Genomic DNA, 24,310 nt, shown 5'->3' with positions numbered 1-24,310 from the left:
CACAAAAGGCTGAACCCGATGAAACCACAGTCACCTCTGATTACCCTGCGCGATCTGGCTCAGGATGCGGTGGAACAGGCTACGCAACAGTTGGGCCAGGTGCGCAAAGCGCAACAGGCGGCCGAGCAACAGCTTTCCATGCTGCTCAATTATCAAGACGAGTACCGCCAGAAGCTGAATCACCAGTTGAGTGACGGCATGGACTCTTCACACTGGCAGAACTACCAGCAGTTTATCGGCACGCTGGAGCAGGCCATCGATCAGCACCGCCGACAACTGATGCAGTGGGGCCAGAAGGTAGACCACGCAATGAAACAGTGGCAGGACAAACAGCAGCGTCTGAACGCCTTCGACACTCTGCATACCCGCGCCCAAAGCGCAGAACGGCAGGTGGAGAACAAACGGGATCAAAAACTGATGGATGAGTTCGCTCAACGCAGTTCACAAAGGAATCTACACCCATGAACCTGAATGCCTTGCCGGGCAGCATAGCGCCTGGCGATGTCGGCGTGCTGCCGGACGCGCAGTTGCCGATGGATGACTCGCAGCTGTCCTCGGCCTTTGCCCTGCTGCTCGGCGCACGTACGCTGCCGGCCGACAAAGATGAGGGCAAGCTGCCGCCGGCGCTACTGAGCGCAGAAGATGACAACACGCCGGCGCTGAGCCGCAACCCGCTAAACCCACTGCTCGCCGCCTTCAGTGAACGCGAGGGGCTGTTGGCACCCGCCTTGTTAAGCGACACCCAGCCGCCAGTCGCGGCGGGCGGCGATGACAAGACGCAGGATAAAAAACCGGATGCCGTCTTGCGCCCCGCCGGTGAAATAGACGCCGCCACGCTACAGGCGCTGTTCGCCATGCTGCCGCTGGCCGTTACCCCTGCCACGCCGATCGCGGCCGCAACGGGCCCAAACCTTGAAAGCGAACAGGACCCGGCGCACCCCGCCGCCCTGCTGAGCGTCGCGCTGAATCAACAGCCCAATGCCGCAGGCATCCCGATGACACTGCCCCCAAAAGCCACGTCGCCAGTGACCGAAAAACCGCTGAACCTTGACGCGCACACCGACGGCCCGCAGCCAATCGCGGCCCCCCATGACCAACCGGATGCAGCGCCGCTAAAATTCAGCGCCGATACCCAGCCTCAGGCACCGGTCAATCACCTGATGGTGCCGCCGGTCGCCAGCCCGGTCGTGGCGACAACGCCGAGCGCTTCCCTGGTCACCGCCCCCCCGACGCCGCAATTGAACGCCCAACTTGGCAGCCCGGAGTGGCAACAGGCGCTGAACCAGCAGGTACTGATGTTCCATCGCAACGGTCAGCAAAGCGCCGAACTGCGCCTGCACCCGCAGGAACTGGGTGCGCTGCAAATCACCCTCAAACTGGACGATAGCCAGGCGCAGTTGCACATTGCTTCAGCGCACGGCCAGGTGCGCGCCGCGGTGGAAGCCGCCATGCCGCAACTGCGCCATGCCCTGGCGGAAAGCGGCATCAATCTGGGGCAAAGCAGCGTTGGCGGCGAGCCCACGCCGCAGTGGCAACAGCCACAGCAGCAGACGGCGGACGATCGGGGCCGACCGGCCTACCGCGATAGCCACGGCGAGAGCGATCTGGCCGCCGAAACCCTCATCGCCCCGACACAATTGCAGGCGATGGCCCGCGCCGTCAGCGGCGTTGATATTTTCGCCTGAGCGGCGGCAAACGTTCAAGCTGGCACGTTTTTCCCCGCCTATTCTGGCTATTGCACACCGGAATAGGCGCGATAATACCTTTACATGTCATGCGTGAGGCTTTTGCGCGCGCTATGCCCGGCAGCGGTTCGTAGACTCTCGGGTGTCACTACAGGAATTTGATTTAGCTATGTCTCAAAACACCCTACCGGCAGCACCGAAACGCCCCCTCCTGGTCATCCTGCTGGTGTTGATTACCGTCCTCGCCTGCGGCGCGGCAGGCTACAGCTGGTGGCAACTGAAACAACACAAAGACGGCGCTCAACCCGCCGCCAAAGCACTGCCGCCGGCAGCGCCGGTGTTTATGCCGTTGGATACTTTTACCGTCAATCTGGTTACGCCGGATAACAACCCCGATCGCGTGTTGTATATCGGCCTGACGTTGCGCTTACCGGACGAAAACACCCGCCGCCAGTTGAACGATTTTCTACCGGAAGTACGCAGCCGCCTGTTGATGCTGCTCTCCCGTCAGGAAGTGGGCCAACTGAGCAGTGAACAAGGGAAACAGCAACTGGTGGCGCAGATTAAGGACGTGCTTAGCCCGCCGCTGGTTAAGGGACAACCGAAGCAGGTGGTCAGCGACGTGCTGTTCACCGCCTTCATATTGCGGTAATCACTATGGGCGACAGCATTCTTTCACAGGCAGAGATCGACGCCTTGCTCAACGGCGACAGCGCGGGGGATGAACCCGAAGCGGTGGTCAGCAACGAGAGCGAGGTCAAGCCTTACGATCCGACCACCCAGCGCCGAGTGGTGCGCGAACGGCTGCACGCGCTGGAAATCATCAATGAACGTTTTGCCCGGCAGTTCCGTATGGGGTTGTTCAACCTGCTGCGACGCAGCCCGGACATCACCGTCGGCCCGATCAGGATCCAGCCGTATCACGAATTCGCCCGCAACCTGCCGGTGCCCACCAACCTCAACCTGGTGCACCTGAACCCGTTGCGCGGCACCGCGCTGTTCGTGTTCGCGCCGAGCCTGGTGTTTATCGCCGTCGATAACCTGTTCGGCGGCGACGGCCGTTTTCCGACCAAAGTGGAAGGCCGCGAGTTCACGCCAACCGAACAGCGGGTGATCAAACGCATGCTGCGCCTGGCGCTGGATGCCTATGGTGACGCCTGGAGCGCGATTTACAAGATCAATGTGGAATACGTGCGCGCCGAAATGCAGGTGAAATTCACCAATATCACCACCTCGCCGAACGACATCGTGGTCACCACCCCGTTCCAGGTGGAAATCGGTGCGCTGAGCGGTGAATTCAACATCTGCATTCCGTTCGCGATGATCGAACCGCTGCGCGAACTGCTGACCAACCCGCCGCTGGAAAACTCGCGGCAGGAAGACAGCCAGTGGCGTGAAACGCTGGTGAAGCAGGTGCAACATTCCGAGCTGGAGCTGATTGCCAACTTCGTCGATATCCCGATGCGGCTGTCAAAAATCCTGAAGCTGCAACCGGGTGACGTATTACCGATCGATAAACCGGAACGCCTGATCGCCCACGTGGACGGCGTACCGGTTCTGACCAGCCAATATGGCACGTTAAACGGGCAGTACGCCCTGCGTGTTGAACATTTGATTAACCCTATTTTGAATGCTCTGAGTGAGGAACAGCCCAAATGAGTGATCCTAAGCAACCGTCTGGCGAAGGAAAGGAATCCGTGGACGATCTGTGGGCTGATGCGTTTAACGAACAGCAAGCGACCGAAAAAACGTCCGCAACCGACGCGGTATTCAAGTCGCTGGAGGCGCAGGATGCCGTCGGCAGCCTGCAGGATATCGATCTGATCCTGGATATCCCGGTCAAGCTGACCGTGGAATTGGGCCGCACCAAAATGACCATCAAAGAGCTGCTGCGCCTGTCGCAGGGATCGGTGGTGGCGTTGGACGGACTGGCGGGTGAACCGCTGGACATTCTGATCAACGGCTACCTGATCGCCCAGGGCGAAGTGGTGGTGGTGGCCGACAAGTTCGGCGTACGCATCACCGACATCATCACTCCCTCCGAACGCATGCGCCGCCTGAGCCGCTGATGAACCCAGGTACCGCCGTGCCCGGCCAGGGCACACTGCAACCCGCTGCACCGGCACTGCCGGCCGGCTCGGTGCTGACGCAAGTCAGCACTGCGCTGGGCGGCATTCTGCTGTTGATCCTGCTGGCCGGCTGGCTGTTCCGCCGCCTGGGGTTTGCCCCTCAGGCGCGCAACAGCAAACTGCTCAACCTGCGCGCCAGTTGCCAGGTCGGGCAGCGTGAGCGGGTGGTGGTGATTGAAGTGGATAACACCCTGCTGGTGCTGGGCGTGACCGCGCAACAAATCACCCCGTTGCATACGCTGCCAGCTCCAGCGCGGGATAGCGAAGCAGCCGACGCCGCGCCGGCTGACTTTCGCCAACTGATGCAAAAAGTTCTGAAACGTCCGGAAAAATCGGCATGAAACCCCTCGCTCATTGTGTCGCTTCGCTTTATCGAAGCGGGAAGAATATGCCCTGGCTGGCTGCCACCCTGCTGCTTGTCAGCCCGGCGGCGTTGGCACAGTTGCCCGGCCTGATCAGCCAACCGCTCGCCGACGGCGGCCAAAGCTGGTCGCTGCCGGTACAGACGCTGGTGCTGCTGACGTCTCTCAGCTTCCTGCCCGCCATGCTGCTGATGATGACCAGTTTCACCCGCATCATCATCGTGCTCGGGTTGCTGCGCAACGCGCTCGGCACCCCCTCGGCGCCGCCGAATCAGGTGATGCTCGGGCTGGCGCTGTTCCTGACCTTTTTCATCATGTCGCCGGTCTTCGACAAGGTCTATCAGGACGCCTATCTGCCGTTCAGCCAGGACAAAATCAGCCTGGACGCGGCACTGGATAAAGGTTCCCAACCGCTGCGCGAGTTTATGCTGCGCCAGACGCGTGAAACCGATCTGGCGCTGTACGCCAGGCTCGCCAACCAGCCGCCGCTGGCCGGGCCGGAAGCGGTGCCGATGCGCATTCTGCTGCCGGCTTACGTCACCAGCGAACTGAAAACCGCGTTCCAAATCGGCTTCACGGTATTTATTCCGTTTCTGATTATCGATCTGGTGGTCGCCAGCGTGTTGATGGCGCTGGGGATGATGATGGTGCCGCCCGCCACCATTTCACTGCCGTTCAAACTGATGCTGTTTGTGTTGGTGGACGGCTGGCAATTGCTGCTCGGTTCGCTGGCGCAGAGTTTTTATTCGTAAATTTATTCAGGTGGCCGCCACGCAGCCACTGAGGAACTCACAATGACACCCGAATCGGTCATGGCGCTGGGCACCGAGGCGATGAAAGTGGCGCTGGCGCTGTCCGCACCGCTGCTGCTCGCCGCGCTGGTCAGCGGCCTGGTGGTCAGCCTGCTGCAGGCCGCCACCCAGATCAACGAAATGACGTTGTCGTTCATTCCCAAAATTCTGGCGGTGGTCGCCACTATCGTGGTTGCCGGGCCGTGGATGCTGAACCTGCTGCTGGATTATATGCGCACGCTGTTCAGCAACCTGCCGAATCTGATTGGTTAGCCATGCTCACCGTTGACAGCGCACAGTTCGGCGTCTGGCTTAGCCACTATTTCTGGCCGCTGCTGCGCATTCTGGCGCTGATCAGCACTGCGCCGGTGTTCAGCGAAAAACAAATCGGCAAAAAGGTGAAAATAGGCCTCGGCGGGCTGATTGTCATCCTGATCGCCCCCGGGCTACCCACCAGCGCCGTTCCCATTTTCTCCGCCGCCGGTTTGTGGCTGGCGGCCCAGCAAATCCTGATTGGCGTGGCGCTCGGGCTGACCATGCAGTTCGCCTTTGCGGCGATACGCCTGGCCGGCGAAGTGATCGGCATGCAGATGGGCCTGTCCTTCGCCACCTTCTTCGATCCCAGCGGCGGACCGAACACGCCGGTGCTGGCGCGGCTGCTCAATCTGCTGGCGATGTTGCTGTTTTTGAGCTTTGACGGCCACCTGTGGCTGATTTCCCTGCTGGCCGACAGCTTCCACACCCTACCGATCCAGCCCGCCCCGCTGAACGGCAACGGTTTTCTGGCATTGACCCAGGTAGGCTCGCTGATTTTTATCAACGGCATGATGCTGGCGCTGCCGCTGATCTGCCTGCTGCTGACGCTGAACATGGCGCTCGGCCTGCTCAACCGCATGACGCCGCAGCTGTCGGTGTTCGTCATTGGCTTCCCGGTCACCATGACCATCGGCATTATGACCATCGGCATGATGATGCCGATGCTGGCGCCGTTCTGCGAGCATCTGTTCGGCGAATTCTTCGACCAGTTGGCAGGCGTTATCGGCGGCATGGCTTTCTGAATCCCCACCGGCTACTCACAACGCCCCCGCCCGCCACAAGACAAAATGGCAATAAACCGGCTTTACCGGGACAAAAGCGTGATAAAGCCCTTTTGTCCAGATTAAGGTCCAAATGTCCGTCACGGCTTGAATAAAAAAATACCCGACCTAGAATAGACCCATCGACAAAATATAATCGACCATTAACTTTTGGAGAAAAGGGCATAAAAATCCAATAGGCGAATTATTAAACCACTGAATGATTAACCCACGTATTTATTAATTACGTGCAGGACCCTGTACGTCATAAAAACATGCGCCCGGCCTGGCAGCTGGCTGCAGGGCGAAGCGTTGACCTCTGATAACAACAGGAGTGATATCATGATTAAAGCGAAAAGCAACCGCAAGGCACGCCGATTATTCGGTTTGACCCACTGGAAAAGCAACAAGTTTAGAGTTTCCTTCACCGAGACCAGCGATGGCGGGAAATGGAAAGTGGTGAAGAAAAAGAAATAATCGCGCAGGACCTATAGCAAAAATTCCGGGTTGCGCCCCTATCCGGCTTCTGCAACGTCATTCGACGCTGCGCCGCATCGGCAGCCCGGGACCCACACTCATCACTCGCCGGCAAACTGTGCCGGTGTACTTTATTCTTAGGAAGGGAATAACGCGCCACATCACTCTGGCTGCTGCGTTAAATTTAAAAATAATACATTAACGATTTAATTTACTCACACCTCTTATTTATTCACTGACAAGAAAAATCGATTTCCCACCTTATTTCCCCAGTGTTATATTAAAAACAACCTTGCAGCCAGCACGCTGCAAGCCTCACTAAAATATAATCGGTGTAAATATGAAGATAAAATTTCAGCTGAGTGATTTATTCATCAGCGGCATCGCCCTTTTGATTATGAGCACTATTTTAAACACGCTGGGTTTTTCCTGGGGTTTATTTGCTCTGCCGCCTGGCGTCGATAGTTTTGTCATCATCCCGTTTACCTTATTTGGCTCATTGAAGTTGGCCGAGTGCCTCTATAAGCCAATACGGTGGCTGCTAAATGAGAGCCGCAAACCCCAAATCGAAAATAACAACCCTAAAAATAACGCTAAGTCGCGTTAACAGGAGATCGACCTATGCTGAGAGAACTGACCAGAGAAGAAATGCAACGGATTGGCGGCGCCGGTGACGGCAATAACGGCGGCGACCGGGATCGCGACTATGGCCCAAGCTCCTACGGCGCGCAGGCGAACGGCTTCCAGCCTAATTGGGCGGCGAAAGACTATGGGCTATTTCAGGATCCTTGTACCGGAGCGGTGGTGACCGGCGCCATTGCCATGGCCGGCGCCCTGGCCAGCCGTAACGGCAGTGCGATTGGCACTGCAGCGGCCTCAGCCTTTGTCAATATAGGCGGTCAATGCAATAAAGACTCCGGCCGCGATCGCGGTGTGCCCTTCCGCTAACGATTAGCGTAAATAGAAAGAGAATGGCGGAGAAAAAAAAGGCACGTCACTCAAGCCTATTGTGGGAGAAAGAGTGACGTGCCCAACAGTGCGCCCGGTTTCAAGAAGCCGCTATCTCTGCGCAGCAGCGATGGCATTTTCTAAGCGCACTAAAGGGAAACCCGTCGCGGTCAGGCAACGGGGTAGTGCTCTTAACGATTCATTTGGAACAGCGACATCCCCTGCATATCACCAAAGGTCTTGTACGATGCCTGCAAAGCCGCCTGCTGCATGAAGTAGCTGGAAATCGACTCGGTCAGATCGGCATCCACCAACGCACTCATTTGCGTTTGGTTGATCATGTCGCGATCCTTGCCAATACTGTCCAGCGTATCCATTTCCTGCAGTTGGTTGCCCAACTCGGCACGTACGCTGAGCACCTTGTTATAGGAGTTGTCCAACCCGCGATTGGCCTTGGCCATCGCGTCGTTCACTTGCTGTTTGGTGGCGTCGTCCGCCCCGTCAAGCGGGGTTTTCAACGCTTTCAGCGCGATATCGATGCTTTCGAACACGTTGGACACCGATGCGCTGCCATCCGGCTCCGGCTTGGGGTTGCTGGTCAACGACATGAATACCGTATCGCCGGTATGGCCGACCGTCATGATGCGATTGGCATCCACTTTCTGCTCGACCGGCGTATTGCCACCCACATAGCTGACCGAGCCGCCGTTGTTCGCAAACGGCGGCTTGTCATTCTCAAAACCGCCGAACATAAAGCGGCCATTGCCGTCGGTACTGTTGGCCTGGTTAAGCAATTGGTCTTTCAGCCCCTGCAACTGGGTAGCCAGCGAATCGCGATCGTTGTCGCTTTTGGTGCCGCCGGCATTGACGATCAGCGCTTTCATGTCCGAAATGGTGCTGGTCGCTCCGGCCAGCACCGTCTCTTCCATCGACACGCTCTGGCGGGCAAAGGTGCGCGCCAGCGCATATTGGGTGTTTTCCGACTGGGACTGGGCAAGCATCACCGCCTGCGACGCCGCCAGCGGATCGTCGGACGGGTTGCTGACTTTTTTGCCGGTGGAAAGCTGTTCTGCCGCCTTCATAAACAACGACTGATTACCGGTAATGCCGGTCATGTTCTGCTGGTACATCATGCTGGTGCTCATGCGCATGGTGCGGGTTCCTCAAAATCAGCGGCCGGAGCCGCCGGGGCTCCGGTTAAAATGAAAATCAACGGATATTCAGCAACGTATCGAACAGCGTGCTGGCGGTCTGAATCACCTTCGAGTTCGCCATATAATATTGCTGGAAGCGCAGCAGCTCGCCGTATTCTTCGTCCAGGTTGACGCCCGAAATCGACTGCTGTTGGTTTTCCAACTGCTTGACGATGTTGCCCTGCGAGGTGGCGGTCACCTTGGCGGATGCGGTCTGATTGCCGACGCTGCTGACCAGGCTGGCGTAAGCGCCGCTGAAGGTGGCCTTGCCGTCCACCAATTTTTGGGTTTGCAGATCAAGCAGCTTCTTGGCGTTTTCATTGTCGCCTCGGCCGCTGTCATCTTTGCCTGCGGCAGCGATGTTGGCGGAATCGGTGATGGCGACCTTCAGGCTGCCCGCCACGTCGCTGACCGGCTTGACGGTGAAGCTGTCATTCTTTTGCGCAGTGCCGTCAATGCCGACTTTCAGGCCATCAAAACTCAACGTCGGGTTGCCGGCGGCGTCAGTACCCGCCGTGGCATTAACCTTGACGTTATCCGGCAGGCGGCTCACCTGCCAGTTGCTGCCGTCAAATTCTACCCGGTAATCATTGGCCTTCACCTTGCTGGTATCGGTGTAGGACACCGACAGCGCGGCATCGCCGGTATTGCGGTTGTTGTCCACTGCGCGGGCGCCGCCAAAGCTGAAGAAATCCGTGCCGGCATCGCCGTTTAGATCGAACCCGGCGCGGTGCTGTTGGTTAAAGCTGTCAGCCATCGCCAACGCGAGTTGCCCCAGTTGATTTCGGGCGCTGTCCAGCGATTCGCTGCGGAATTTCAACACCCCGCTGACGCTGCCGCCGGTGATTTGGCCTTCCGGTATTTCGCTGGCGCCGTTGCCGCGGTCATACCCCATCGTCAGACGGGAAGGATCCCCGCTGGTGGGCACCGCCGCGACCTGGTAAGCATTGTTGCCCTGCACCAGCGTCAGGCCGTTGGCGAAAGAGACGGTGTAGGCATCGCCGTCTTGCTGAGTCACCTGAACGCCAACCACTTTGTTCAGGTCGGTAACCAACTGATCGCGCTGGTCCAGCAACGCATTGGGCTCGCCGCCGCTGCCGCGCAGACGGGTGATCTCTTCGTTCAGTTTGGCGATCTGCTGGCTGTAGCTGTTGATCTGCTGCGCACTGTCGCTGAGCTGCTGATTCACGCCGCTGTCCATGTCGCGCAGGTATTTGTCGGTATTGTTGAACTGATTGACCAGGCCATTGGCCTTGCCCAGCACCGTCTGGCGCGCAGCGTCATCACCGGCGTTGCTGACCAGATTTTGCAGGTTGCTGAAGAAGTCCTGCATGTTGGTCGACAAGGTGTTGGTCTTGCTGGCCAACAGGTTATCAATCTGCGAGATTTTTTCGAAATAGGCGTTCTGCGCCCCGGCCTGGCTCTGCGCACCGCGCAACTGGCTGGTGATGAACTGGTTATATTCCCGGTTGACGCTGGTGACGGTGACGCCGTTGCCAATAAAGCCGCTCATAGTGCTCATGCCGCCGTTTTGCGCCAGGATCGCCGTCTGACGGTTGTAGCCCGTCACGTTGTAATTGGAAATGTTGTTACTGACGGTGCTGAGCGCCACCTGCGCCGCATTCAGCCCGCTCATGGCGGTATTGATTAAGCTATTGGACATAGAAGTTCCTTTTACTGCGGCGCCGGTGGCCCACAGGAGTCAATGAATCTGCCGAGCCGTTCGCCCAGCCTGTCTGTGTTATCGGCAAAAACGGAGGAAACTTGAGAGGAAAAACCGGGTTCAGCATGCTGAATTCCTACGTTTTAATGCTGCTTATCGCGTAGGGGCGTTACATGCCGCACCCGAAAACTAGAACAGATCCTTCAGGTCATGGGTATAGGCTTTTACCACCTGCTCGCCGGCGTTTTTCATCTGCTGGATCACGCTGACCAACTTGTTGGCGTATTGCGGATCGGTGGCATATCCGGCTTGTTGCAGCGCATGCGCCGCCTGCTCCGGGCTGCGGGCGGCGGCAACATCGGCGTAACGCGGGTTATTGGTCAGCAGCTTGACGTAGTCGGCAATCGCCTCGACGTAAGAACCATAAACCCGGAACCGTGCCTTGATCTTCTTCGCCGCCCCCTGCTCAAACTCGGTGGTGGTGATCTCGGTCACCGGGCCGTCCCAGCTGCCGCCCGCCTTGATGCCGAACAGGTTGTAGCTCGGCGAGCCGTCGGCGGTCGGGATCTCGCGCTGGCCCCAGCCGGATTCCAGCGCCGCCTGCGCCACAATCAGCTGATGCGGAATGCCGCTCTGCTGGCTGGCGACGCGTGCCGGGATCGACAAACGGGCGACAAAGTTGCCGCTGTTGAGCGACAGCGGCGCGGCCGTCGGCGCTTTCGGCACCGCACGGCGAATCATCTGTTCCAGCGCCTGATTCGGCAGCGTTTGCAACACGTCATTGTCCAGCGCCATCGGCGACATCCCCGCCGTTTCGCTCGGAACGGCGTTGGCATTGGCCATCTGTTTCACCATCATATCGGCCAGCCCCAGCCCCTTCTGCGACATCTGCTGGGCGATCTGTTGGTCATACATCGAGGTGTAGAGCCGCGACTGATCGCTGCTCAGCACCCCATCCTGCGGCAGCGCGGCGCGCATGCTTTTCAGCATCATCTGCACGAACATGCCTTCAACCTGCTGCGCCACCTGCTTCAGGTTGCCCTGCGGATCGGCCGCTGCGTCGCGTTTCAGGCCGTTCAGCGCCTGGGCGTCATAGGCGGCGCCCGACATCGCCATCAGATCGCCGGCCATCAGATAATTTCCAACTTGGCACGCAGGCAGCCGGCGCTTTGCATCGCCTGCAGGATCGACATCAGATCGATCGGCGTAGCACCCAACGCGTTGAGCGCACGGATCACATTGTTCAGGTTGGCGCTGGCATTCACCTTCTGCAGCGAACCGCCCTGCTGCTGCACCGAAATCTGGGTATTTGGCGTCACCACGGTTTGCCCGCCGCCAAACGGCGTGTTCGGCTGGCTGACGGTATTTTGCCGATCCACCACCACCGACAGGTTGCCCTGCGCCACCGCACAGGAATCCAGGATCACGTCGCGGTTCATCACCACCGATCCGGTGCGTGAATTGATGATCACCTTGGCGTCAATCGCCCCGACGCTGACGTTGATGTTCTGAATTTCCGCCAGGAAACGCACCTGCGAGCTGTTGCCCTGTGGCACCAATACCTGAATGGTGCGGGCATCCAGCGGTGAGGCGGTGCCGCCGCCGCGCTGGCGGTTGATGGCGTCGCTGATCTGCTGCGCCAGCGTGAAGTCTTCGTTATTGAGTTGCAGGTTAATCACCCCGCCGTTGCCGAAGGTGGTCGGCAATTCACGCTCGATAGTCGCACCGTTGCTGATGCGCCCCCCCGCCAACTGATTGACCTGCACGCTGCTGCCGCCGGACGCCGCACCGGCGCCGCCCACCAGCACGTTGCCCTGCGCCAGCGCGTAAACCTGGTTATCCACGCCTTTCAACGGCGTCATCAGCAGGGTACCGCCGCGCAGGCTTTTGGCGTTGCCCATTGAGGACACCACCACGTCAATGTTCTGCCCGGTGCGCGAGAACGGCGGCAGTTTGGCGGTGATCATAACCGCCGCTACGTTTTTCAACTGCATATTGGTGCCCGGCGGCACGGTAATGCCCAATTGCGACAGCATATTGCTCAGGCTTTGGGTGGTGAACGGCGTCTGCATGGTCTGATCGCCGGAACCGTCCAGCCCCACCACTAACCCGTAACCGATCAGGGCGTTGTCACGCACGCCCTGCACCGTCACCAGATCGCGGATGCGTTCCGCCGTCGCCGGCAGGCTCAGCGCACAAATCACCAGCGCCATTAGAAATTTCTTTAACATTGGAACCTCATTCACCTTACCCACAAGGCGTTATTGTCGCAGGCAGTTTGGGGGCGGACAGCGCACAGGCGACGGAGCGTACACGCAGTACGTGACGGCGCCGAGCACTGCCCAACCGCAAAATGGCAAGTAAAATAGCCTGTACTCAAAACGGGGAGACATTTAAGAAGAAACGTTGCAACCACCCCATGGTCTGCGCTTCGTTGATATAGCCGTTGCCGACGTATTCAATGCGCGCATCCGCCACCTGGGTGGAGGCGACCGAGTTACTGCCGCTGATGGTGCGCGGGTTGACCACCCCGGAGAAACGGATAAATTCGGTGCCCTGGTTGATGGCGATCTGTTTTTCACCCACCACGTGCAGGTTGCCGTTGACCAGCACCTGATTGACCGTGACGGTAATGGTACCGCTGAAGGTATTGTTGGCGTTGGCCCCGCCCTTGCCGCCAAAGGTGCTGTCGCCGGAGATATCCATATCGGCGCGCGCGTTGCCCAGCAGGCCGTCGAGATAACGCGGCGACGTGGCGACGCCGAACTTGCTCGCCCCATTGCGGCTGGCGTTGGCGGAGGAACTTTTGCTGGCGCTGACGTTTTCCTGCAGCGCGATGGTCAGGGTATCGCCGATATTGCGCGGGCGGCGGTCTTCAAACAGCGGCTGATAGCCGTAGTTCATCGGCTGCACCGTCTGGAAAATCGATCCGTTCGGCACCGGAGCGCCCGCCGGCGCCGGCTGCGCCGTGGTAGCGCCATCAACCAGGGGTTTATGCGGAATATAGGCGCAGCCGCTCAGCGTCAGCATCGCCATCGCCGCCAGCCAGCGCTTTCCTTGCTGCGGCGCGTTTGCCATCAGATATGTGGTTACCACGGGTCTCGCCTTTGTTTCACGAAATAGGGTGACGGGCGCACCGGCGGCGCCCGTCAATTACAGTTGCGTCAGTTTTTGCAGCATCTGATCGGACGTTGATACCGCTTTGCTGTTGATCTCGTAGGCGCGCTGGGTCTGGATCATGTTGACCAGCTCTTCAGCCACGTTGACGTTAGAGGTTTCCACATAGCCCTGATAAAGCAGGCCCGCGCCGTTCAGCCCTGGCGTGCTTTCGTTCGGCGCGCCGGAACTCTCGGTTTCCTGGTACAGATTCTCGCCCACGCTTTCCAGGCCGCTGTCATTGATAAAGGTGGTCAGGGTCAACTGGCCCACCTGTTGGGCGGCGGTCTGCCCCTGCTGAGTGACGCTGACGATGCCGTCACGGCCGACGGTAATGCTCAGGGCGTTGGCCGGAATGGTGATCGCCGGCTGTACCTGGAAACCGCTGGCGGTCACCAGTTGGCCGTTCTGGTCGATCTGGAAAGAGCCGTCGCGGGTATAAGCCTGGCTGCCGTCCGGCAACATCACCTGGAAGAAACCCTGGCCTTTAATCGCCACGTCTTTGCTGTTGTTGGTCTGCGACAGGTTGCCCTGGCTGTGCAGACGCTCGGTCGCCACCGGACGCACGCCGGTACCGATCTGCAGGCCCGACGGCAAGGTCGTCTGCTCGGAGGACTGCGCGCCCGGCTGGCGCATGGTCTGGTACAGCAGATCTTCAAATACCGCACGCTGGCGTTTGAAGCCGTTGGTGCTGACGTTCGCCAGGTTGTTGGCGATGACGTCCATATTGGTCTGCTGCGCATCCAGACCGGTTTTGGCAATCCATAAAGATGGGATCATGGGTTATTTCCTTGCTGCTTAACTCAGTGATAACAACGAGTTGGCGCGCTGTTCATTTTCATCCACGCTGTGGATGACCTTCATCTGCATTTCAAAGCGACGGGCGTTGGCGATCATGTCGACCATGGTTTCCATCGGCTTGACGTTGCTGCCCTCCAGCACACCCGGCATCACCCGCACCAGCGGATCGTTCTGCAACTGATTGCCGCGTTGCTGCTGGGTTTCCGGCGTCAGGCGAAACAGCCCGTCGTCGCCGCGCATCACTTCACGCGCATTGGCCTTCACCAGCTTCAACCGCCCTATCTGGGCGATGGTGTTCGGCGGATCGCCGGCGTTCAGCGCCGAGATGGTGCCGTCGGCCGCGATGGTGATCTCTGCCGACGGCGGCACTTCAATCGGCCCGCCATCGCCCATCAGCGGCCTACCCTGCACCGTCAACTGCCCGGCGGACGAGATCTGGATGTTACCGTTGCGGGTGTAGGCTTCGCCGCCGTCCGGCAGGCTTACCGCCAGAAAACCGTCCTGCTGCAACGCAACGTCCAACGGGCGCGCGGTGTAGTTCAGCGCCCCCTGGCTCATGTCGGCACCCGGCGTCGACGCGGTGACCAACGTACGCGTCGGCAGGCTGGGCCCGTCCACCGGCACGGCACGCAGCGCCGAAAGTTGAGCACGAAAGCCCGGCGTCGATGCGTTGGCCAGGTTGTTGGCGGTAACGGACTGCTGTTCCAGCGTCTGTCGCGCTGCGCCCATCGCGGTATAAATCGCGTGATCCATAAATCAATCCTATTAGCGCAGGCTGACCAGCGTTTGCAGGATGGAGTCCTGCGTTTTGATGGTCTGGGCGTTCGACTGGTAGTTACGCTGTGCGACGATCATGTTCACCAGCTCCTGGCTCAGATCGACGTTGGAGGCTTCCAGCGCACCGCTGGTCAGCTTGCCGAAACCGCCGCTTCCCGCCAGCCCTACGCGCGGTTGGCCGGACGCGCCGGTTTCCTGCCACACGTTATCGCCCTGTGAGGACAAGCCTTCCGGGTTGGAGAAGTTGGTCAATACGATTTGGCCCAGCAATTGGGTTTGCTGGTTGGAATAGATCCCCACGACACTACCGTCATTATTGATCTGGAAGTTGGTGTACTCACCGGCGGTATACCCGTCCTGCGACACCTTGCTGACCGAGTCGCTGCTGACGCTCTGCTGCATGCTCTTGGCAAAGCTCAGGCTGAAGTTCTGCGCCGGGGCGCCGTTGGTGGCGGACATCGGGATCAGCATGCTGAATTCGCCGGTGGTGCCCTGCTTGCTGGTGGTGCTGACCAGGTTGCCGCTGGTATCGAACGCCATCGTACCGGCATCCGTTACTGGGGAGCCGGGGATGTTGCCTTCCTGGGTATACACCTGCCAGTTGTTGTCGGAGGTCTTCACAAAGTAGGCATTGATATTGTGCACATTGCCCAGCGAGTCATAGGCGGTAATCGAGTTGACGTAGTTGTAGGAATCCTGCTTGGCGGGATCGAACGTCTTGTTATCCGGCACCTTATGGGTCGATTTCAGGTTGGCGACCATGGTGCCCGAGGTGGTGGACTTGGCGGTCATCATCCCTTCCGGAATGCTCAACGGCACCGGGTTGGCGCCCTGCTGAATGGTCGGCGGTGAACCGGCTGCCGGGAAACCGGTCAATTGCAGGCCCTGCATATTAGTCAGGTTACGGTTTTCATCCAGCTTGAACTGGCCGTTGCGGCTGTAGAAAATACCGCCGTCCTTGTCCTGCAGGCGGAAGAAACCGTTGTCGGAAATGGCGACGTCCAGCGCGCGGCTGGTGCCGGTCGTGGTGCCACCCTTGAAGTTCTGAGTGATCCCCGCCACCTTGACGCCCAAGCCGACTTGCGAGCCGGCGAACATATCGGCAAAGGAAACGGTGCCTGATTTGAAACCGGAAGTGGCGGAGTTCGCGATATTGTTACCGATCACGTCCAGGTTGGTTGCTGCTGCGTTCAAGCCGCTTACTGCCTGAGAAAAGGCCATGTCATTCTCCGAATAATGTGCAGGCTATCGTCCGATAACGCCTGAGAAACAAGTGATAGAGTTATAAAATCTGCCGAACGTCTTCCAGCGTCGCGCTGCCCGCCAGGCCCAGATCCAGCTTCGTGCCGTCTGAACCGCGGATAACGCCATTGACCATGCCAAAATGCAGGCTGCGCGCCACCAGCTGTTCGCCATTGCCCTTGGCGTTGATCGCCACGGTGTAGGCACCGTCGGGGGCGGTGGTGCCGTCAGTCAGTGAACCGTCCCAGGTAAATGAGTGCACGCCGGCGGTCAGGCCGCCGATATCAATGGTGCGCACCGCTTTGCCGGTGGCGTCGGTGATGGTGGCGGTTACCGTGTCGGCGGCGCGCTCCAGTTCGAGGCCAAACGGCGTGGTGCTGACCTTGCCGTCTTTGCTGCCGACCAGAATGTTGCTGCCGGGCACCATCACGCCGTGACCGATCAGCGCGGTTGCCTGCAATGACTGATTGCTGTTGATCTGGCCGGAGATCGACCCCAGCGTGGTATTGAGTTTTTCGATGCCCTGAACGGTGTTGATCTGCGCCAGCTGCGTGGTCAGCTCATTGTTCTGCATCGGGTTGGTCGGATCCTGGTTTTTCAACTGCGCCACCAACAGCGTCAGGAAGTTGTTCTGCAGATCCTGGCCGGTGTTGCTTTTGGCGTTGACGCCGGTGACGGTGTTATCCAGCGATTCATTGGTGGTTGCGGCAATGGCCATGCATAGCTCCGGTTACTGACCCAGCGTCAGGGTTTTCATCATCATCGACTTGGTGGTGTTGAGCACCTCGACGTTGGCCTGGTAGCTGCGCGAGGCGGAAATGGTATTGACCATCTCGCTCACCACATCCACGTTCGGCATGCGCACATACCCTTTGCCGTCCGCCAGCGGATTACCCGGTTGATACACCAGACGTTCCGGCGCCGGGTCGTCGACCACCTGAGATACGCGCACCCCACCGGTGGGTTGCCCGGCGGCTGCGGCCACCTCAAACACGACCTGTTTGGCGCGGTAGGGTTCGCCGTCCGGGCCGGTGACGCTGTCGGCGTTGGCCATGTTGCTGGCACTGACGTTCATGCGTTGCGACTGGGCGGAGAGCGCCGAACCGGAGATATCGAAAATATTCAGTAGCGACATGCGCCTTATCCTTGTTGTAACACTGACATCATCCCTTTGATCTGACCGTTGATCAGCGTCAGGTCGGTCTGATACTTCAGGCTGTTATCGGCGAAGTTGGTGCGTTCGCGATCCATGTCCACCGTATTGCCGTCCATCGCCGGCTGATCCGGCACGCGAAACAGTAAATCGAGCTGCGGTGGCTGCATGTTTTGCGCCGGGATATGGCGTGCAGACGTCATATTCAGCGCGATGCCGCTGCCGCTGGCGCGGCCCTGTGCCAGTACCTTGTTCAACTGGCCGGCGAAATCGATATCCCGCGCCTGATAGCCCGGTGTGTCTGCGTTGGCGATGTTAGCGGCCAAAATCTCTTGCCGCTGGGCGCGCAGATTCAGCGCCTCTTGACCAAAGCGCAGAGCAGCGTCCAGTTTGTCGATCATGCTCCCTCCGCGAGGTTAAAATTTGGAGCCGACAGCATAAACGCCCCTTCCGCCAGCCTATCGCGGGAATAAGGGCAAAATGCGTCGCTATTTGTCTGCTTAGCCTGCGCGCAGTCCGGGTAAACTTACCCGCACCCGATGGCGCTTGAGGAAGCGAAGATGAAAGGTAAAATACTGTTGTTCGCCGCCCTGCTGTGCAGTCTGAACGCACAGGCCGACGATCTGGCGGCACAGATCGACAGCTTCATCAGCGGCCAGTTCAGCGGCAACCCGGTACAGGTTAAGGTGCTGGTGCGCACGCCGGCGGCACAGTGGCCGCAGTGTGAGTTTCCGCAGTTGTCGCTTGCGCCGAACGCCCGTCTCTGGGGCAATATCAGCATTTCGGCGCGTTGCGGCCAGGAACGGCGTTTTATACAAACGCAGGTGCAGGTGATCGGCAACTACCTGGTGTCGGCGCGTAGCATCAGCGCCGGCAGCCGGCTGACGGCCGCAGACGTGAAGTTGAAAAGTGGTCGGCTCGATACCCTGGCACCACGCACCCTGACCAATGCGGACAAGGCGATCGGTGCGGTCAGCCTGCGAAATATCAGCCCCGGCCAACCGCTGACCTTCGCCATGCTGCGCCGCGCCTGGGCTGTCAAGGCCGGTCAGCCGGTGCAGGTAACGGCGCAAGGCGCCGGGTTTAACATCAGCGGCGCAGGCAAAGCCATGAACAACGCCGCCGCCGAGGACAGCGTTCGCGTACGCATGGCCTCCGGGCAAATCGTCAGCGGTATTGCCGATGGTGACGGTACGATTCGCATCACTTTATAAAAAGGTAAAGGTTTATAAAAACCTGCCGATAAGAAAAACATAAGCAGTAATTATCTGGCCGCCAGGGCCGCAAAAAATATCAGCCATTGCCCGTCGGGCCGCGGCATTGATGGAGATTGACCATGAGTATCGATCGCACCCAGCGGCTGCAGCCCGTGACAACGGTGCAGCCGCGTGAAACACCGGCAGACAATCAGCTTCAGCCGCGCAAGGCTGTTCAGGCGGAAAGCGCCGTCAGCGGCACCCAGGTAAAATTGAGCGACGCGCAGGCGCGCCTGATGCAACCGGGCACTCAGGATATTGATATGAACCGGGTGGACGCTATCAAGCAGGCGATCCGCCGCGGCGAATTGAAAATGGATGCCGGCAAAATTGCCGATGCGCTGCTGCAAGACGCGCAGAGCGATGCCCAATGGATGTCAAACGGCAGCCGGCCGCCGAAGGCATAATCGGGTGATGCAACCTGGCCTGCATTGCCCGCAGGGCTGCGGCGTGAAAGATTAAGGGACACTCTGAAAGGTGATGAATCGCAATGGAAAATCTGCCACAGCTGCTTGATAATTTGCTGGAAACCCTGAATGCACTCGATACGGTGCTGACGGAAGAACATCATTTGCTCTGCTCCGGCCAACTGCCGGGCGTAGCGTTGCAGCGCGTTACCGACGTCAAGAGCCAGCTGTTGGCTACGGTGAACTACCTGGAACAGCAACGGCTGGAGCTGGAGCGCGCACAAAGGCAACAGGCGCCCTATGCCGCTCACCCGCGTCTGGCCGACGCCTGGCAGCAAGTACAGTTGCTCAGCCAAAAGTTGCGCGAGAAAAATCAGCATAACGGTCTGTTGCTCAATCAGCAGATTGATCATAACGCCCAGGCGCTGGCGATCCTCGGCAAAAACAACAAATCGCTTTATGGCCCAGATGGCCAGTCGCGCAGCGGCAGCCTGCTGGGGCGAAAAATCGGCGTCTAATCAAAGACACTTCACCCGACTAACCTAAAGTCGGGTGCATCTCTTACGCTGCAAACTCACTCGCACTTTGAACAGCCCCTTGCCTACACGGCAGTTTTTATTTGCACAACACTGCGCATACCCAAAATTGCCCCCTTCGCCCTCCCATTCAACTCCGCCACTCTGTGTTGGTTTTTAAACCACTTGATCTATACCCTAAAAGGGTATAGTTTTGCAAGGAGAATGAATGACCGATATTTATCTCACCAAAACGTTTCAGGCATTTGCCGCCCATGAACGCATTAGCGACGCCACGGTGATCAAGGCTGCGCAAGAAATACAAAGCCAACTGTACGATGCCAATTTGGGCAGTTGCGTTTATAAGAAACGGGTCGCACGAGCGGGTGGTGGTAAACGCGGCGGCTACCGGGTGCTGATTGCCTTTCGAGATGGGGATCGATTTTTTTTCATGCGCGGTTTTGCCAAAAATGAAATGGACAACATTTCCAGTGATGAATTGCTGGGGTTAAAACGCCTTGCCGCGCTCTATCTGGACTATTCCCCTTTCAGGCTTTATCAGTTGGTTAATGACAAGAGGTTGAGGAGACTAACCTATGAGCAAGATCCTTGCTGAAATCCACCAAGAAGTGCAGGAGCTGTATCAGGCCGGATTTGTCGACGCTGGCACTATGCGCACCTTCGACATGCTGTGCTTACACCCGGTCAAACAATATACCCCTGCGGACATCCGCGCCCTACGCGAGCGCGAAAACGTCAGCCAGCCGGTGTTTGCCTTGCATCTGAACGTCAGCAAAAAAGCGGTGCAAAAATGGGAGCGTGGCGAAGCCGTTCCCAACTCCGCCGCGATGAAACTGCTTTCGCTGGTCGATCGCAACGGGTTGGCGATCCTCGCTTAAACCGTTATTGGTAATTCACAATCACCTGATTGCCAATCACCCGCAGCGGCGGATTCAATCCGCCGCGCGCCTGCACGTAATAGACAAAGCGCAATTCGGCATTAGCCGGTTCCCCGTTCAACCCGTTGCTGCTGCCACTGCCGCCGCCCAACGCAATGCAACGGGTCAGCGTACAGAGCTGTACCTGCAAGCCGGCAGGTTCGGCGGCCAACAGCCGATAACGCCAACTGACGCTGGTGATGCGTGCATTCGGATCCGGCAATGCGTAAGGCGTGTGCAGACCAGGCGATTCGCCGCGAACGCCGCCATATTCCAGCGTAGCACCGACGCTGTCGGCCACCCAGGATCCCGACACCGCCTGCGCGCCAAGCGGCGCCAGCAGGCAGAGCAACGGCAAACAGTGTTTCATTATGCAGCTCCAATCGTCGACGTCATGCGGATTTGGCGATCGTCGTTGATTTCCAGATTAGACAGCACCACCATCTGCGGCAGGCTGCGGCGCAGAAAGCGCGCCAACAACGCCCGCAGCGCGTGGTTTACCAGCAGCACCGGTGGCGCGCTGAGCATTTCTTGCCGCTGTAACGCCTGTTTGGCCTGCTCCAACAGACGGTCCGCCAGCCCCGGCTCCAATCCGCCACCGCCCTGCAACGCCTGTAACAACAAACGCTCGAGCTGGGTGTCCAGACCAATGACCTGAATTTCGCCGTTGCCCGGGAACCATTGCTGGGTGATCGCCCGCCCCAGCGCAACCCGCACCACGGTGGTCAGCTCATAAGGGTCGGTTTGCGACGGCGCATGTTCCGCCAGCGTTTCAATAATGGTGCGCATATCGCGGATCGAGACCCTTTCCGCCAGCAGGTTCTGCAATACCTTATGCAGCGTGGTCAGGGACACCACGCCGGGTACGAAATCTTCGGTCAATTTCGGTATATCCTGCGCTACGCGATCCAGCAACTGCTGGGTTTCCTGCCGGCCAAACAGTTCGCTGGCGAACTGACCAATCAAATGATTGAGATGGGTCGCCACCACGGTGCTGGCCTCCACCACGGTAAAGCCCTGGATCTGCGCCTGTTCGCGCAACGCACTGTCAATCCATATCGCTTCCAGCCCAAAGGCCGGATCGACGGTTTTATCTCCCGCCAGTTCGCCCACCGCATTGCCCGGGTTAATCGCCAGCCAACGCCCCGGTTGCGCTTCGCCGCTGCCGATTTCTACGCCCTTCATCAGGATCCGGTAGCTGGCGGGCGGCAACTCGAGGTTATCGCGGATATGCACCACCGGCGGCAGGTAGCCCATCTCTTGGGCGAATTTTTTACGGATGCTGCGGATTCGTCCGAGCAGTTCGCCGTTTTGCTGGAAATCCACCATCGGGATCAGCCGGTAGCCCACCTCCATACCCAACGGATCTTCCAGTTGTACGTCCGACCAACTGGCTTCTACCGCCTGTGGATTATCCTGTGCCAGCGGTATCTCCTGTACCTTCGGCGCTTGTTGATCGCGCCCCCGCAGCCACCAGGCCAACCCCAACAAGGCAGCGGTGAACAGCAGGAACACCAGGTTCGGCATTCCCGGCACCAGGCCCAGCAGGCCAAGCACTGCGGCACTGAGCAACATCACGCGCGGGTTGTTGAACAGTTGGCCGACCATCTGTTCGCCCACGTCCTGATCGGTCGCCACGCGAGTCACGATGACGCCGGCGGCAGTCGAAATGACCAGCGCCGGGATCTGCGCCACCAGGCCGTCACCGATAGTCAGCAGGGTGTAGGTTTCCGCCGCCGTACCCAGCTCCATACCGTGCTGGATCACGCCGACCAGCAGACCGCCGACCACGTTCAATATCATGATCATCAGCCCGGCGACCGCATCGCCGCGCACGAACTTGCTGGCGCCGTCCATTGAGCCGTAGAAATCGGCTTCCTGCGTTACCTCGGAACGGCGTTTTTTCGCCTCTTCTTCACCGACCAGACCGGCGTTGAGATCGGCGTCGATCGCCATCTGCTTGCCGGGCATGCCGTCCAGTACGAAGCGCGCCCCCACTTCGGCGATACGCCCGGCGCCCTTGGTGATAACCATAAAGTTGATCAGCACCAAAATGATAAACACCACGATGCCGATGGCGAAGTTGCCCCCCACCAGGAAGTGGCCAAAGGCCTCCACCACGCGGCCGGCGGCGGCGGAACCGGTATGCCCTTCCATCAGGATGATGCGCGTCGATGCCACGTTGAGCGACAGGCGCAGCAGGGTCGAGAACAGCAATATGGTGGGGAATGCAGCGAATTCCAGCGTGCGCTGGGTAAACATCGCTACCAGCAATACCATGATCGACAAGGCAATATTGAAAGTGAACAACAGATCGAGGATAAATGCCGGTAACGGCAGCACCATCATCGACAGGATCATCAGGATCAGGATCGGGCCGGCCAGTACCTGCCACTGCGTATCTTTAAAACTGCCCGGCAAACGAAGCAAGGCGGCCAAATTAGCCATTAGAGTTACTCTCTCCAGCAAAATCCAGTGCTTCCGGCACCGGTAAACGTTCAGGTTTCTTCGGGATCAGACCGCCCTCGCGCCGCCAACGTCGCAGTTGGTAAACCCAGGCCAGAACTTCGGCCACGGCGGCATACAGGGTGGCCGGGATGTGTTGTCCAATCTCACTGTGCCGATACAGCGCTCGCGCCAGCGGCGGCGCCTCCAGCATCGGAATGCGGTGTTCCGTGCCCAGTTCACGGATGCGCAGCGCAATTTCGCCGGCGCCTTTGGCCAGCACTTTCGGCGCACTCATTTTTTGATCGTTGTACTGCAACGCCACGGCGTAATGGGTCGGGTTGGTGACTATCACGTCGGCCTTCGGCACGTCGGCCATCATGCGGCGTCGGGCGATAGCGCGCTGCTGCTGGCGGATACGGCCTTTAACGTGCGGATCGCCCTCCTGATCCTTGAACTCGTCGCGAATGTCCTGCTTGGTCATTTTCAGCTTTTTAAAATGGCTCCACAGCTGGTAGAACACGTCAAACGCCACCATCGGCGTCAACCCGAGCACCACCAACAGACCGCAGAAAATGATCATGCGCAGCGCATTGCCGAGCGCATCGAGCGGCTGTTGCGTCACCAAATGCAGCATCTCCGCCCAGTGGTGCCACAGGTACAAACCGGTGATCCATCCCACCAGCGTCGCCTTCAAAAGGCCCTTCAGCAGCTCCGCCAACACCTGACTGGAAAACATTCGTTTCAGCCCCGACAGCGGGTTCATCCGTTTTACATCGAACTTGAGCGATTTGCCGCTTAACAACAGGCCGCCCAGCAGCATCGGCGCGGTGATAGCCACCAATACCAGACCCGCCATGATTGGCAGCAACGCCCACACCGCCTGCCGCAACAGCATGCCCAGTTGGCGCAGCATCTGTTTGTCGTTGCTGACCATCGTATGATCGAAATTCAGCCCCTGGGCCAGCATCGCCGCCAGTTGCTGCGCCATGCCGCCACCGGCAACCCAGATGATCGACAGCCCCGCGACCAACATCAACACCGACGTCAGCTCGCGCGAACGCGGGATCTGGCCATCCTCGCGCGCCTTTTCCACCCGGTGGGCCGTGGGGGCTTCGCTTTTTTCCAGATCGCTGTCTTCAGCCACGGGCGCGCATCCTGTGCCAGGGGGGAATAAAATTGCGGCCAGCATGCCAAAAAAACGCTGACTTCATTGATGGAACAACGGGGGAAAAGGCGGGTTATTTGAGGGATGAGAAGGAAGCGCAGGCATTGCGCCCACATGCGGCATCTGGG

The 24,310-nt window shown here is 58.9% G+C and carries 31 protein-coding genes; 17 read left to right on the top strand and 14 right to left on the bottom strand.

Annotated features, from left to right (window positions below; genetic code table 11):
* Positions 1-18: 18 nt before the first annotated feature.
* The 12 genes from fliJ to SPL01S_RS18130 all read left to right on the top strand — a co-directional run bounded on the left by fliJ (position 19) and on the right by SPL01S_RS18130 (position 7,468).
* A complete protein-coding gene (gene fliJ, locus SPL01S_RS18180; protein WP_006326110.1) occupies positions 19-465 on the top strand; it encodes a flagellar export protein FliJ in 447 nt (148 codons plus the stop codon).
* Positions 462-1,685, top strand: coding sequence for a flagellar hook-length control protein FliK (locus SPL01S_RS18175; RefSeq protein WP_063201889.1), 1,224 nt, complete (start codon positions 462-464; stop codon positions 1,683-1,685). The genes fliJ and SPL01S_RS18175 overlap by 4 nt, the downstream gene beginning before the upstream one ends.
* A gap of 169 nt (positions 1,686-1,854) precedes the next feature.
* Positions 1,855-2,337, top strand: a complete 483-nt coding sequence (gene fliL, locus SPL01S_RS18170; protein WP_004946053.1) for a flagellar basal body-associated protein FliL — start codon at positions 1,855-1,857, stop codon at positions 2,335-2,337.
* Positions 2,338-2,342: 5 nt separating this feature from the next.
* Entirely contained in the window at positions 2,343-3,344 is a 1,002-nt protein-coding gene (fliM, locus tag SPL01S_RS18165) for a flagellar motor switch protein FliM (RefSeq protein ID WP_004946056.1), read from the top strand.
* The gene (gene fliN, locus SPL01S_RS18160) at positions 3,341-3,754 is read left to right on the top strand and encodes a flagellar motor switch protein FliN (RefSeq protein WP_004946060.1); all 414 of its coding nucleotides are present in this window, start codon (positions 3,341-3,343) and stop codon (positions 3,752-3,754) included. Before fliM ends, fliN begins: the two co-directional genes overlap by 4 nt.
* Positions 3,754-4,155, top strand: coding sequence for a flagellar biosynthetic protein FliO (gene fliO / locus SPL01S_RS18155; protein ID WP_004946063.1), 402 nt, complete (start codon positions 3,754-3,756; stop codon positions 4,153-4,155). The genes fliN and fliO overlap by 1 nt, the downstream gene beginning before the upstream one ends.
* 47 nt (positions 4,156-4,202) lie before the next feature.
* Positions 4,203-4,928 carry a flagellar type III secretion system pore protein FliP gene (gene fliP / locus SPL01S_RS18150; protein ID WP_004946065.1) on the top strand — a complete coding sequence of 242 codons (726 nt, stop codon included), beginning with the start codon at positions 4,203-4,205 and terminating at the stop codon, positions 4,926-4,928.
* 42 nt (positions 4,929-4,970) lie between these two features.
* Positions 4,971-5,240 (top strand): flagellar biosynthesis protein FliQ, encoded by a 270-nt coding sequence (gene fliQ, locus SPL01S_RS18145; RefSeq protein ID WP_004946069.1) that lies wholly within the window; start codon positions 4,971-4,973, stop codon positions 5,238-5,240.
* 2 nt (positions 5,241-5,242) lie between these two features.
* Positions 5,243-6,025 (top strand): flagellar biosynthetic protein FliR, encoded by a 783-nt coding sequence (gene fliR, locus SPL01S_RS18140; protein WP_004946070.1) that lies wholly within the window; start codon positions 5,243-5,245, stop codon positions 6,023-6,025.
* A gap of 360 nt (positions 6,026-6,385) precedes the next feature.
* The gene (sra, locus tag SPL01S_RS25555; RefSeq protein ID WP_013813483.1) at positions 6,386-6,520 is read left to right on the top strand and encodes a stationary-phase-induced ribosome-associated protein; all 135 of its coding nucleotides are present in this window, start codon (positions 6,386-6,388) and stop codon (positions 6,518-6,520) included.
* A gap of 340 nt (positions 6,521-6,860) precedes the next feature.
* Positions 6,861-7,127 (top strand): hypothetical protein, encoded by a 267-nt coding sequence (locus tag SPL01S_RS18135; RefSeq protein ID WP_062871183.1) that lies wholly within the window; start codon positions 6,861-6,863, stop codon positions 7,125-7,127.
* 14 nt (positions 7,128-7,141) lie between these two features.
* Positions 7,142-7,468, top strand: a complete 327-nt coding sequence (locus tag SPL01S_RS18130) for a hypothetical protein (RefSeq protein WP_062871184.1) — start codon at positions 7,142-7,144, stop codon at positions 7,466-7,468.
* A gap of 191 nt (positions 7,469-7,659) precedes the next feature.
* Here the strand turns inward: SPL01S_RS18130 and flgL are convergent, their stop codons facing one another.
* From flgL to flgB, 11 genes are all read right to left on the bottom strand, one after another.
* Positions 7,660-8,619 (bottom strand): flagellar hook-associated protein FlgL, encoded by a 960-nt coding sequence (gene flgL / locus SPL01S_RS18125; RefSeq protein ID WP_004946072.1) that lies wholly within the window; start codon positions 8,617-8,619, stop codon positions 7,660-7,662.
* A 58-nt stretch (positions 8,620-8,677) separates the two neighbouring features.
* A complete protein-coding gene (flgK, locus tag SPL01S_RS18120) occupies positions 8,678-10,324 on the bottom strand; it encodes a flagellar hook-associated protein FlgK (RefSeq protein WP_063201886.1) in 1,647 nt (548 codons plus the stop codon).
* Positions 10,325-10,513: 189 nt separating this feature from the next.
* On the bottom strand, positions 10,514-11,455 hold the full coding sequence (gene flgJ, locus SPL01S_RS18115; RefSeq protein ID WP_006326127.1) for a flagellar assembly peptidoglycan hydrolase FlgJ: 942 nt from the start codon (positions 11,453-11,455) through the stop codon (positions 10,514-10,516).
* Complete coding sequence (locus SPL01S_RS18110; RefSeq protein WP_063201883.1) at positions 11,455-12,555, bottom strand: flagellar basal body P-ring protein FlgI; 1,101 nt, start codon at positions 12,553-12,555, stop codon at positions 11,455-11,457. The genes flgJ and SPL01S_RS18110 overlap by 1 nt, the downstream gene beginning before the upstream one ends.
* A 145-nt stretch (positions 12,556-12,700) precedes the next feature.
* A complete protein-coding gene (gene flgH / locus SPL01S_RS18105; protein WP_062871357.1) occupies positions 12,701-13,402 on the bottom strand; it encodes a flagellar basal body L-ring protein FlgH in 702 nt (233 codons plus the stop codon).
* A 75-nt stretch (positions 13,403-13,477) separates the two neighbouring features.
* Positions 13,478-14,260: a flagellar basal-body rod protein FlgG gene (gene flgG / locus SPL01S_RS18100; RefSeq protein WP_004946081.1), complete on the bottom strand. Its 783-nt coding sequence runs from the start codon at positions 14,258-14,260 to the stop codon at positions 13,478-13,480.
* Positions 14,261-14,278: 18 nt separating this feature from the next.
* Positions 14,279-15,034 (bottom strand): flagellar basal body rod protein FlgF, encoded by a 756-nt coding sequence (locus SPL01S_RS18095; RefSeq protein ID WP_004946084.1) that lies wholly within the window; start codon positions 15,032-15,034, stop codon positions 14,279-14,281.
* 12 nt (positions 15,035-15,046) lie between these two features.
* The gene (flgE, locus tag SPL01S_RS18090) at positions 15,047-16,279 is read right to left on the bottom strand and encodes a flagellar hook protein FlgE (RefSeq protein ID WP_004946087.1); all 1,233 of its coding nucleotides are present in this window, start codon (positions 16,277-16,279) and stop codon (positions 15,047-15,049) included.
* A gap of 61 nt (positions 16,280-16,340) precedes the next feature.
* Positions 16,341-17,018, bottom strand: a complete 678-nt coding sequence (flgD, locus tag SPL01S_RS18085; RefSeq protein ID WP_004946091.1) for a flagellar hook assembly protein FlgD — start codon at positions 17,016-17,018, stop codon at positions 16,341-16,343.
* 12 nt (positions 17,019-17,030) lie between these two features.
* Entirely contained in the window at positions 17,031-17,435 is a 405-nt protein-coding gene (flgC, locus tag SPL01S_RS18080; RefSeq protein WP_004946094.1) for a flagellar basal body rod protein FlgC, read from the bottom strand.
* Between the two features lie 5 nt (positions 17,436-17,440).
* Positions 17,441-17,854 carry a flagellar basal body rod protein FlgB gene (flgB, locus tag SPL01S_RS18075; RefSeq protein ID WP_006326134.1) on the bottom strand — a complete coding sequence of 138 codons (414 nt, stop codon included), beginning with the start codon at positions 17,852-17,854 and terminating at the stop codon, positions 17,441-17,443.
* Positions 17,855-18,013: 159 nt separating this feature from the next.
* Here flgB and flgA point away from each other — a divergent pair, with 159 nt between their 5' ends.
* From flgA to SPL01S_RS18050, 5 genes are all read left to right on the top strand, one after another.
* Positions 18,014-18,667: a flagellar basal body P-ring formation chaperone FlgA gene (gene flgA, locus SPL01S_RS18070; RefSeq protein WP_063201879.1), complete on the top strand. Its 654-nt coding sequence runs from the start codon at positions 18,014-18,016 to the stop codon at positions 18,665-18,667.
* Positions 18,668-18,789: 122 nt separating this feature from the next.
* A complete protein-coding gene (gene flgM / locus SPL01S_RS18065; RefSeq protein ID WP_006326137.1) occupies positions 18,790-19,116 on the top strand; it encodes a flagellar biosynthesis anti-sigma factor FlgM in 327 nt (108 codons plus the stop codon).
* An 83-nt stretch (positions 19,117-19,199) separates the two neighbouring features.
* Positions 19,200-19,634: a flagella synthesis protein FlgN gene (locus SPL01S_RS18060; RefSeq protein ID WP_062871191.1), complete on the top strand. Its 435-nt coding sequence runs from the start codon at positions 19,200-19,202 to the stop codon at positions 19,632-19,634.
* Positions 19,635-19,860: 226 nt separating this feature from the next.
* Positions 19,861-20,247: a type II toxin-antitoxin system RelE/ParE family toxin gene (locus tag SPL01S_RS18055; protein ID WP_063201876.1), complete on the top strand. Its 387-nt coding sequence runs from the start codon at positions 19,861-19,863 to the stop codon at positions 20,245-20,247.
* Positions 20,228-20,530, top strand: a complete 303-nt coding sequence (locus SPL01S_RS18050; RefSeq protein ID WP_063201873.1) for a helix-turn-helix domain-containing protein — start codon at positions 20,228-20,230, stop codon at positions 20,528-20,530. The genes SPL01S_RS18055 and SPL01S_RS18050 overlap by 20 nt, the downstream gene beginning before the upstream one ends.
* A 4-nt stretch (positions 20,531-20,534) precedes the next feature.
* Here the strand turns inward: SPL01S_RS18050 and SPL01S_RS18045 are convergent, their stop codons facing one another.
* Genes SPL01S_RS18045 through flhB form a run of 3 tightly spaced genes read right to left on the bottom strand, consistent with a single transcriptional unit; the run spans position 20,535 to position 24,161 of the window.
* A complete protein-coding gene (locus SPL01S_RS18045) occupies positions 20,535-20,939 on the bottom strand; it encodes a flagellar protein FlhE (protein WP_063201870.1) in 405 nt (134 codons plus the stop codon).
* A complete protein-coding gene (gene flhA / locus SPL01S_RS18040) occupies positions 20,939-23,017 on the bottom strand; it encodes a flagellar biosynthesis protein FlhA (protein WP_063201867.1) in 2,079 nt (692 codons plus the stop codon). Before flhA ends, SPL01S_RS18045 begins: the two co-directional genes overlap by 1 nt.
* A complete protein-coding gene (flhB, locus tag SPL01S_RS18035; protein ID WP_063201864.1) occupies positions 23,010-24,161 on the bottom strand; it encodes a flagellar biosynthesis protein FlhB in 1,152 nt (383 codons plus the stop codon). Before flhB ends, flhA begins: the two co-directional genes overlap by 8 nt.
* Between the last annotated feature and the right edge of the window lie 149 nt (positions 24,162-24,310).

This window comes from Serratia plymuthica NBRC 102599, assembly GCF_001590925.1.
Classification (GTDB): domain Bacteria; phylum Pseudomonadota; class Gammaproteobacteria; order Enterobacterales; family Enterobacteriaceae; genus Serratia; species Serratia plymuthica.
The sequence above is the reverse complement of the archived record's forward strand: the minus strand, read 5'-3'. Positions and strand labels throughout refer to the sequence as shown.

Bases quoted from the DNA above. Each gene is read 5' to 3' on its own strand.
- fliP (WP_004946065.1), top strand. From the start codon at position 4,203: ATGCCCTGGCTGGCTGCCACCCTGCTGCTTGTCAGCCCGGCGGCGTTG.
- fliJ (WP_006326110.1), top strand. From the start codon at position 19: ATGAAACCACAGTCACCTCTGATTACCCTGCGCGATCTGGCTCAGGAT.
- SPL01S_RS18095 (WP_004946084.1), bottom strand. From the start codon at position 15,034: ATGGATCACGCGATTTATACCGCGATGGGCGCAGCGCGACAGACGCTG.
- SPL01S_RS18135 (WP_062871183.1), top strand. From the start codon at position 6,861: ATGAAGATAAAATTTCAGCTGAGTGATTTATTCATCAGCGGCATCGCC.
- SPL01S_RS18175 (WP_063201889.1), top strand. From the start codon at position 462: ATGAACCTGAATGCCTTGCCGGGCAGCATAGCGCCTGGCGATGTCGGC.
- SPL01S_RS18045 (WP_063201870.1), bottom strand. From the start codon at position 20,939: ATGAAACACTGTTTGCCGTTGCTCTGCCTGCTGGCGCCGCTTGGCGCG.
- flgG (WP_004946081.1), bottom strand. From the start codon at position 14,260: ATGATCCCATCTTTATGGATTGCCAAAACCGGTCTGGATGCGCAGCAG.
- flgB (WP_006326134.1), bottom strand. From the start codon at position 17,854: ATGATCGACAAACTGGACGCTGCTCTGCGCTTTGGTCAAGAGGCGCTG.
- SPL01S_RS18130 (WP_062871184.1), top strand. From the start codon at position 7,142: ATGCTGAGAGAACTGACCAGAGAAGAAATGCAACGGATTGGCGGCGCC.
- SPL01S_RS18050 (WP_063201873.1), top strand. From the start codon at position 20,228: ATGAGCAAGATCCTTGCTGAAATCCACCAAGAAGTGCAGGAGCTGTAT.
- fliN (WP_004946060.1), top strand. From the start codon at position 3,341: ATGAGTGATCCTAAGCAACCGTCTGGCGAAGGAAAGGAATCCGTGGAC.
- flgH (WP_062871357.1), bottom strand. From the start codon at position 13,402: ATGGCAAACGCGCCGCAGCAAGGAAAGCGCTGGCTGGCGGCGATGGCG.
- fliQ (WP_004946069.1), top strand. From the start codon at position 4,971: ATGACACCCGAATCGGTCATGGCGCTGGGCACCGAGGCGATGAAAGTG.
- SPL01S_RS18055 (WP_063201876.1), top strand. From the start codon at position 19,861: ATGACCGATATTTATCTCACCAAAACGTTTCAGGCATTTGCCGCCCAT.
- sra (WP_013813483.1), top strand. From the start codon at position 6,386: ATGATTAAAGCGAAAAGCAACCGCAAGGCACGCCGATTATTCGGTTTG.
- flgC (WP_004946094.1), bottom strand. From the start codon at position 17,435: ATGTCGCTACTGAATATTTTCGATATCTCCGGTTCGGCGCTCTCCGCC.
- SPL01S_RS18110 (WP_063201883.1), bottom strand. From the start codon at position 12,555: ATGTTAAAGAAATTTCTAATGGCGCTGGTGATTTGTGCGCTGAGCCTG.
- fliR (WP_004946070.1), top strand. From the start codon at position 5,243: ATGCTCACCGTTGACAGCGCACAGTTCGGCGTCTGGCTTAGCCACTAT.
- flgD (WP_004946091.1), bottom strand. From the start codon at position 17,018: ATGGCCATTGCCGCAACCACCAATGAATCGCTGGATAACACCGTCACC.
- flhA (WP_063201867.1), bottom strand. From the start codon at position 23,017: ATGGCTAATTTGGCCGCCTTGCTTCGTTTGCCGGGCAGTTTTAAAGAT.
- fliM (WP_004946056.1), top strand. From the start codon at position 2,343: ATGGGCGACAGCATTCTTTCACAGGCAGAGATCGACGCCTTGCTCAAC.
- fliO (WP_004946063.1), top strand. From the start codon at position 3,754: ATGAACCCAGGTACCGCCGTGCCCGGCCAGGGCACACTGCAACCCGCT.
- flgA (WP_063201879.1), top strand. From the start codon at position 18,014: ATGAAAGGTAAAATACTGTTGTTCGCCGCCCTGCTGTGCAGTCTGAAC.
- flgE (WP_004946087.1), bottom strand. From the start codon at position 16,279: ATGGCCTTTTCTCAGGCAGTAAGCGGCTTGAACGCAGCAGCAACCAAC.
- fliL (WP_004946053.1), top strand. From the start codon at position 1,855: ATGTCTCAAAACACCCTACCGGCAGCACCGAAACGCCCCCTCCTGGTC.
- flgJ (WP_006326127.1), bottom strand. From the start codon at position 11,455: ATGGCCGGCGATCTGATGGCGATGTCGGGCGCCGCCTATGACGCCCAG.
- flgL (WP_004946072.1), bottom strand. From the start codon at position 8,619: ATGCGCATGAGCACCAGCATGATGTACCAGCAGAACATGACCGGCATT.
- SPL01S_RS18060 (WP_062871191.1), top strand. From the start codon at position 19,200: ATGGAAAATCTGCCACAGCTGCTTGATAATTTGCTGGAAACCCTGAAT.
- flgM (WP_006326137.1), top strand. From the start codon at position 18,790: ATGAGTATCGATCGCACCCAGCGGCTGCAGCCCGTGACAACGGTGCAG.
- flgK (WP_063201886.1), bottom strand. From the start codon at position 10,324: ATGTCCAATAGCTTAATCAATACCGCCATGAGCGGGCTGAATGCGGCG.